General features: G+C 70.2%; 8 protein-coding genes and 1 pseudogene. 5 read left to right on the top strand and 4 right to left on the bottom strand.

The genetic code is table 11. The features are described 5' to 3' along the window. Window positions 1–295, bottom strand: a pseudogene (locus H5J26_RS26855) (hypothetical protein); the annotation flags it as partial. A gap of 178 nt (window positions 296–473) precedes the next feature. Between H5J26_RS26855 and H5J26_RS26850 the strand changes: the two are divergent. Beyond that, window positions 474–944 (top strand): adenylyltransferase/cytidyltransferase family protein, encoded by a 471-nt coding sequence (locus H5J26_RS26850; RefSeq protein WP_181768557.1) that lies wholly within the window; start codon window positions 474–476, stop codon window positions 942–944. On the opposite strand, the gene H5J26_RS26845 is transcribed toward H5J26_RS26850, so the two are convergent. After that, window positions 907–1,641 carry a CDP-alcohol phosphatidyltransferase family protein gene (locus H5J26_RS26845; RefSeq protein ID WP_309238081.1) on the bottom strand — a complete coding sequence of 245 codons (735 nt, stop codon included), beginning with the start codon at window positions 1,639–1,641 and terminating at the stop codon, window positions 907–909. The genes H5J26_RS26850 and H5J26_RS26845 overlap by 38 nt on opposite strands. A 126-nt stretch (window positions 1,642–1,767) precedes the next feature. On the opposite strand from H5J26_RS26845, the gene H5J26_RS26840 reads away from it, so the two are divergent. Continuing rightward, a complete protein-coding gene (locus H5J26_RS26840) occupies window positions 1,768–2,751 on the top strand; it encodes a hypothetical protein (RefSeq protein WP_181768555.1) in 984 nt (327 codons plus the stop codon). A gap of 82 nt (window positions 2,752–2,833) precedes the next feature. On the opposite strand, the gene H5J26_RS26835 is transcribed toward H5J26_RS26840, so the two are convergent. Continuing rightward, window positions 2,834–3,583: a bifunctional DNA primase/polymerase gene (locus H5J26_RS26835; RefSeq protein WP_181768554.1), complete on the bottom strand. Its 750-nt coding sequence runs from the start codon at window positions 3,581–3,583 to the stop codon at window positions 2,834–2,836. Between the two features lie 241 nt (window positions 3,584–3,824). Here H5J26_RS26835 and H5J26_RS26830 point away from each other — a divergent pair, with 241 nt between their 5' ends. Further along, window positions 3,825–4,700 carry a glycerophosphodiester phosphodiesterase family protein gene (locus tag H5J26_RS26830; protein WP_181768559.1) on the top strand — a complete coding sequence of 292 codons (876 nt, stop codon included), beginning with the start codon at window positions 3,825–3,827 and terminating at the stop codon, window positions 4,698–4,700. A 33-nt stretch (window positions 4,701–4,733) separates the two neighbouring features. Here H5J26_RS26830 and H5J26_RS26825 read toward each other — a convergent pair whose 3' ends face one another. Next, the gene (locus tag H5J26_RS26825; RefSeq protein WP_181768553.1) at window positions 4,734–5,351 is read right to left on the bottom strand and encodes a TetR/AcrR family transcriptional regulator; all 618 of its coding nucleotides are present in this window, start codon (window positions 5,349–5,351) and stop codon (window positions 4,734–4,736) included. A gap of 114 nt (window positions 5,352–5,465) precedes the next feature. On the opposite strand from H5J26_RS26825, the gene H5J26_RS26820 reads away from it, so the two are divergent. Both H5J26_RS26820 and ddaH read left to right on the top strand, forming a co-directional pair. Continuing rightward, window positions 5,466–5,672 (top strand): DUF6243 family protein, encoded by a 207-nt coding sequence (locus H5J26_RS26820; protein ID WP_181768552.1) that lies wholly within the window; start codon window positions 5,466–5,468, stop codon window positions 5,670–5,672. A gap of 116 nt (window positions 5,673–5,788) precedes the next feature. After that, window positions 5,789–6,607, top strand: coding sequence for a dimethylargininase (gene ddaH, locus H5J26_RS26815; protein ID WP_419183857.1), 819 nt, complete (start codon window positions 5,789–5,791; stop codon window positions 6,605–6,607). The last annotated feature ends 117 nt before the right edge of the window (window positions 6,608–6,724 follow it).

The raw sequence follows: 6,724 nt of genomic DNA, 5'->3' as shown, positions 1-6,724 counted from the left end.
GAGGTCGATTGAAACCCCCTCCGCACCGAACGCCCTGAGCATGGGAAACGGTGTGCCGCCTGCGGTGCACGCGCACTCCCGCACGCTGCTCCACCGTGCGCCACACGCGGCTGTAGGCCTCGTCGGTGCGCCAGGCCGGATAGTGCGGCAGCCCCGCCAGCACGTGCACCTCGAACTCGGGCTGCTGCGCCCAGTGTTCGGCGATCTGCGTGGCGTACGGGCCGATCCCGGCCTGCTCCGGCGCGTAGTTGGTGGAAACCAGCAGCACCCGTCTGTGCGGGCGCGCATCATTCATCTCCGGCAAGACCGGCCCCTCCCCGACAATTCCCCTCCTGATCCCCACCGGCACCCTAACGGCAATTCCCGATTCATCCCCACAACATCCGCAACTCGTCCTCATGTTGTGATTGGATCGGCGCCACCGACGGTGCACTGGGGGGTGTCCCGTCACGTTCGTGACTGGGGGGTTCCGGATGAGACAGACGGTGGGCTATGCGCCCGGCGCGTACGACCTGTTCCACGTGGGACATCTGAATCTGCTGCGGCACGCCCGCAGCCGCTGCGACTACCTCGTCGCGGGTGTCGTCTCCGACGAGATGGCCGAAAGGGCCAAGGGGCGGACGCCGGTCGTGCCGCTGGTGGAGCGGCTGGAGATCGTGCGGAGCATCCGCTTCGTGGACGCGGCGTTCGTCGAGACCGTCCCCGACAAGCTCGACACCTGGCAACAGGTCCGCTTCGACGTGCTGTTCAAGGGCGACGACTGGCGCGGCACCCCGAAGGGGGAGCGCCTGGAGGCCGACTTCCGCACGGTCGGCGTCGAGGTCGTCTACTTCCCGTACACGATGCACACCTCCAGCACCCAGCTGCGCCGCGTGCTCGACACCCTCGACACCTCGGGCGCCCCCGTCAGGCCGGCGGCGCGGACAGCTCCCGGAACCACTTGACGAGGAAGGCGCCGAGCAGCAGCACGTGCGCCGCGAAGAAGAACACGTAACCGGCGAAGAAGAGTTCCTCGTCTCCGAGCAGCAGGAAGACGGCGCAGAAGACGCCGTAGTCCACGGGGAGCAGGGCGACGGCGCGGAGCCGGGACGGCGGGGCGGGAGCGGGCGCACCCGGGCCTGCCTTGGCCGGCTTCGGCAGCAGCTTCGCGGTGAGCAGCCCGCCGAAGAAGATGAGGACCGCTGCGAACTGGAAGCCCAGCGGCAGCAACAGCCATGTCTCGGAGGGCAGTTCGAAGAAGCGCTGGAAGGAGATGAGCACGGCCGCGTGCAGCGCCGTGATCTTCGCGCAGTCGACGACGTGGTCCAGCCATTCCCCGGCGGCGCTGCTCTCCTTCCGCAGACGGGCCAGCTGCCCGTCGGCGGAGTCGAAGGCGAAGCCCACGGCGAGAGCCGCGTAGACGGCGACGGCCAGCGGCCAGGAGGGTTTCAGCACGGCGAGCGCCGCGATCCCGGCGAAGCTGAAGCCCGCGCTGATCAGAGTGACCTGATTCGGGCTCAGCCCCGCCACGTGGGCGGCCGCCGCCAGTACGCGTCCCGCCGGACGGTTCACGTGGCGCGAATAGAGCGAGACCCCCTTCGCGGTCTTCTGCGCCCCCCTCAACTCGCGCACAGCTACGCCGAACCTGCCACGGTGCTCCACCAGGCCCCCCTGAGATCCACCCCGTTTGCCGCGCATGATGTCATACGGGCCCCGACCTCGGACGCGAAGGCCGTGGGCAGGGAGATAAGGTGCGTTACCGCGAGGCGGGGCGGGGAGGTCACGAGGATGAGTGCGCGACGGGCGCGACAAGTGCGACTGCTGGCGGCGGCGACGACCACGGCGGTACTGACGGGGACGCTGTCGGGATGCGTGACGGTGCACGGCGAGACAGCCGTGGTGCCGGCGGTGTCCAAGTCCGAAGCGAGGAAGGTCCTCAAGAAGTTCAACAGGACGAGCAACAAGGCCAATCGGGCCTACGACGCCGAGTTGAACACCACCATCGAGACCGGCGCGCTCGGCGCGATAGACCAGGCGGGTCTGAAGTCCCGGAAGAGTGTGCAGGCCGGCGGCAATCCGAACTACGCTCCCCTGCGCCTGTCCGACCCCCGCTTCCTCATCCCCAAGCAGGCGGGGTGGCCCAAGTTCTTCGTCGCGGACACCCGCAGCAACCGTACGCCGAACGGCCGTTGGCTCTTCGTCTTCCAGCGCGCGAACGCCGACTCCAAGTGGAAGGCGTCGTATCTGGCCGTGCTGACCAACTCCGAGATGCCGCAGTTCGTCACCGGCAAGGGCGGCTATGCGAAAGCGGTTCGCGGCACCGGCTCCAAGCTCGTCCTCTCTCCGGACGAGCTGAGCGACGCGTACGTGAGCTATCTCGGCGAAGGCACGGGCGAGTTCGAGCCGGGTGAGCACACCAGCCAGCGCCGTGAGAAGCGCAAGGGGTCGGCGAACCGCCCCGGCAAGCGGACCGAGTTCGCCGATCAGCCCGCACAGCCACCGCAGTTCGCGCCGTTCGGGCTGCGCACGCGGGACGGTGGCGCACTGGTCTTCTTCGCCTCGCACCACCACACCAAGGAGACCTACGCCAAGGGCTACAAGCCGCCGGTGAAGGACGCACTGGTGAAGGCGCTGATGACCGGCACGCCCGAGCAGTCGGTGACCTACATCCGCGTCTCCGAACAGGCCGTCAAGGTGCCGCCGAAGAAGAGCGGGAAGAAGATCACCTTCCTCAACCGCATCGACGGCCTGACCTCCGCCAAGGGGGAGTGAGCGGCCGGCCCGCTCCGAAGTCACCCGTCGGGCGGGCGGGACCGCACCGGGCCCTGCGCCGGGTGCTGAGGGCGTCAGCGCCTCAGCGCACCGGCCAGGGGGCCTTCTCCTCGCCCACGTACGCCGCGCACGCGTCGGTGAGCGCCTCGAGCAGCGTCAGCGGTTCGGGCAGCGCCTCCGTGCCCCCGTCACCCTCTTCCGGTGCCCGCACCCACCGCACCTCGGCGTCCTCGCCCTCCCCGGGCAGCCGGGCCGGCGGTACGAGTACGTAGCTGCCGCGGCAGTGCCAGCGCAGGCCCGGGTGTTCGTCCATCGTCTCCGGGTGGCAGTCCAGCTCGCAGGGCCACCACTCGTCCTCGTCCTCAGGGGTGCCGCGGGTGGCGGTGAAGAAGAGCATCCGGTCGCCGCCCGAAATCGCGACCGGGCCGACCGGCACGTCCTGGGACTCGAGCCTCTTCAGCGCCGCCCATCCGGCCTCGGCCGGCACGTCGAGCACGTCGTGATCGCGCCCGGTGGCGGTGATGAAGTTCGCCTGAGGCTCTTCCTCCGCCCATCGCTCGACCAGGGCGGCGTCGGTGGTGGCCTGGGTCTGCCAGGCGAAGGAGACGGGGTGACGTCCGGGGGTCGGGCAGCCGATGCGTACGCAGGAGCAGCCGTATCCCGATGGGTGAGCGGCTATCGCGAGGGGGAAGCCCGCGTTGGCGGCGGCCAGCAGGAGGTCCCTTCGGGCGCGGGCTGCGTCGGCCTGAGCCTCGGCGCCCCTGGTCCTCGCCCTGTGACCGGGCCGCGTGATCTGTCGCAGCAACCGGTCGAACCTGCTCTCGCGTTCCATCTATCGCCTCACTCCGCCTTCCGCGACCGCACCGTGGATCTCCGAGGGTACGCAGCGGAAAGCCTGCTCTGCGGCGAATCCACGGATCGTGGCTGACCCACCGTCATTCTCGCGGCACCGGCGGCGCGCACCCGCAGCGGGGTCCACGGCTTCCTTTACGCGCCATCACGCCCGCATGCCCCGTATCGCCCCTTCTGGGCGGCATGTTCGCGAATGTGAGCCTAGCTTGTGATCCATGGTCATGGTCACGCTCAGTATTGCGCTCAGGGCCGCCAAGGCTTTCCTCTCCTCGCTCTCGCCCCTCTTCCCCCTGCTGATCCTCGTGCCCGTCGCGCTCGCCCCCGCCTGCGCACCCGCCCGGATCCGCGCCGACGACGGCCCCCGCGTCCGCGTGGACGGCCTCCCGAAGACGGTGAACGCGGCACACCGCGGCGGTGCGATGGAGGTCCCGGAGAACAGCATGGCCGGCCTGCTGGCCACCTACAGGGAGCACACCTCCGACGTGCTCGACGTCGACGTGCGCACCCTGCGCGAGGGCACCCTGGTCGCGATGCACGACCGGACCCTGGACCGTACGACGGACCACAAGGGCCCCGTCTCCGCACTCACTCCGGACGAGTGGAGCAGGGTGCGGATCCAGCCGTCCCCCGGCCTGCCCGGCAGCTGGCATCCGGAGCGCCCCCCGACCGTGGCGGCGGTGCTGGACCGCTTCGGCGGGCGGACCGTTCTGAACATCGAGGTCAAGGACGGGAGAGGGCTGAAGCGGCTTGCCGGCATGGTGCGCGGGAGAGGGCTGGCGGACTCGGTCTACGTGCAGTCCAACAGCCTGTCGCTGGCGTCGAGGGCGCACCGGATGGGTCTGCTGACCTCGGTGTGGCGGTCGGTGGAGCAGGCGCGTACGGACCGCCCGGAGAAGTGGCGCCGTACGGTCGACATGCTCAGCGTGGACTACCGCGCACGCGACTCCGACATCCGCCGGGCCGTCGCCTCGGGGGTTCCGCGGGTCTGGTCGCACACCATCCTCACCCCGGCCGCGCGGGACCGGGTGCTGAAGCTGGGATGCGACGGCGTGCTGACGGACGCCCCAAGACGGCTGGCGCGCACCGAGGCGCACTGAGTTGCCCGCACACGGATCCGTCGCGCCCCCGGCTCAGCGCGGCGCCAGGCCGCGCAGCACGAGTTCGACCAGGGAGTCGGTGAACTCGTACGTGAGGCCGCCCATCCGGTTGAGCCAGCGCTGCTGGAAGGGGCCGACCAGCATCTCCACGGCCAGCCCGAGGTCGACGTCCTCCGCGATCTGCCCGGCCTCCTGGGCGGAACGCAGCCGTCGCGTGTAGACCTCCAGGCCGGGCTCCATCAGCCGCTCGACGAACTCCCGCGACAGCTCGGCGTCACCCGCTCCCGCCACGGCGAGGGCGCGGTAGGGAGCCTCGAAGGAGTCGTCGGTGAACTCGTCGACGGTCGCGCGCAGCACCCGTTTGAGGTCGGCCTCCAGATCTCCGGTGTCGGGGATGCCCGCCTCGTAGTCCGGATCGGTGACGACGGTGGTGAACGCGTCCAGAAGGACGGCGGCCTTGGAGGACCACCAGCGGTAGATGGTCTGCTTCCCGACTCCTGCCCGGGCGGCGATGGCCTCGATGGTCAGCTTGTTGTATCCGAGCTCGCCGACGAGCTCCATGCTCGCGTCGAGAATCGCGCGCCGGGACTGCTCGCTGCGGCGGGAGGCGTCGGGCGTACGGAAGTTCCTGGCGGCTGGCTTGGAGGGCATGCCCCGAATCTAGCAAGCCTCAGAGACGAGACGAACCGTCTTGACAAGACGAACCGTCTCGCCTCACTCTGGAGCGGTCAGCAGAACCGTGCTCGGACACGAGGAGGCGAGGGCATGAGCAAGGGACGTTCCGGAAAGATGCTCGGCGTCGGCGGCACCCGTTCACACCTCTCCCGGAAGCAGCTGCGCGGAGGGCGCGGCGCCGGCGGCGGGCCCGGCGGGACGGGGCGAACCGACCCCCAGGCACAGAAGCGCGAACTCCTGCGCAAACTCCAGGAATCGAGGGAGAACGGGCCGAAAACACCAAGGCAGAGCGGCTGATCGGGGGCCGGAATCCGCAGCGTGACAAACATTCCGTCCACATCTCGGCGGGAACGGCTCCTCACACCGCACCATGGGCTCAGCAGAGTGCGCGTCGACCCCGTGAGGAGCCTTCGTTGTACGGACCCGGCTACACCCCGCGCCGCTTCCTGATGTGCCCACCGGCACACTTCCGCGTGACGTACTCCATCAACCCCTGGATGGATCCCGAAAAGCCCGTGGACATCCCGCTCGCCCTCGCCCAGTGGGAGGTGCTGCGGGACCGCTATCGCTCCCTCGGCCACACCGTCGAGGAACTCGAACCGCTCCCCGGGCTGCCCGACATGGTGTACGCGGCCAACGGCGCGACCGTCGTCGACGGCCGCGTGCTCGGCGCACGCTTCGCCTACCGCGAGCGGACCGACGAGGCGGCGGCCCACCGCGCCTGGTACCGGGCGAACGGCTTCTCGGAGGTGCACGAGCCGGAGCACATCAACGAGGGCGAGGGCGACTTCGCGGTGACCGACTCCTGGCTGCTCGCCGGGCGGGGCTTCCGCAGCAGCCCCCTCTCGCACGGCGAGGTGCAGGAGTTCTTCGGCCGCCCCGTGATCGGTCTGGATCTGATCGACCCGCGCTTCTACCACCTGGACACCGCCCTGTTCGTGCTGGGCGGCGACGAGGTCATGTACTACCCGCCCGCGTTCTCCCCGGGCAGCCAGGCCGTCCTCGCCCGGCTCTTCCCCGACGCGCTCATCGCCTCGGAGGCGGACGCCGAGGCCTTCGGCCTGAACTCCGTCAGCGACGGCCACCATGTGCTGCTGCCACAGGCCGCGGTCGGCCTCCTGGCGCCCCTGCGCGACCGCGGCTACGAGCCGATCCCGATCGACCTCACCGAGCTGCTCAAGGGCGGCGGCAGCGTGAAGTGCGTGACGGCTGAGCTGCGCATGGCGGCCTGACCCCGCCGGGACGCGCGGGGCCCACGGCTCTCCCCCGGGCCTCCGGTCCGGGCGGATGCCCACCCCGCGCGCTCCCACCCCGGCCCGCCCCCGGCCCGTGGCACCGGCGCCACGTGA

The organism is Streptomyces albidus (ex Kaewkla and Franco 2022), from assembly GCF_013870515.1.
GTDB lineage: Bacteria > Actinomycetota > Actinomycetes > Streptomycetales > Streptomycetaceae > Streptomyces > Streptomyces albidus.
This window is presented reverse-complemented; position numbering and strand designations above follow the sequence as displayed.

Excerpts from the sequence above, each read along its gene's own strand:
- H5J26_RS26850 (WP_181768557.1), top strand. The coding sequence starts at position 474 with ATGAGACAGACGGTGGGCTATGCGCCCGGCGCGTACGACCTGTTCCAC.
- H5J26_RS26835 (WP_181768554.1), bottom strand. The coding sequence starts at position 3,583 with ATGGAACGCGAGAGCAGGTTCGACCGGTTGCTGCGACAGATCACGCGG.
- H5J26_RS26830 (WP_181768559.1), top strand. The coding sequence starts at position 3,825 with ATGGTCACGCTCAGTATTGCGCTCAGGGCCGCCAAGGCTTTCCTCTCC.
- H5J26_RS26825 (WP_181768553.1), bottom strand. The coding sequence starts at position 5,351 with ATGCCCTCCAAGCCAGCCGCCAGGAACTTCCGTACGCCCGACGCCTCC.
- H5J26_RS26820 (WP_181768552.1), top strand. The coding sequence starts at position 5,466 with ATGAGCAAGGGACGTTCCGGAAAGATGCTCGGCGTCGGCGGCACCCGT.
- H5J26_RS26840 (WP_181768555.1), top strand. The coding sequence starts at position 1,768 with ATGAGTGCGCGACGGGCGCGACAAGTGCGACTGCTGGCGGCGGCGACG.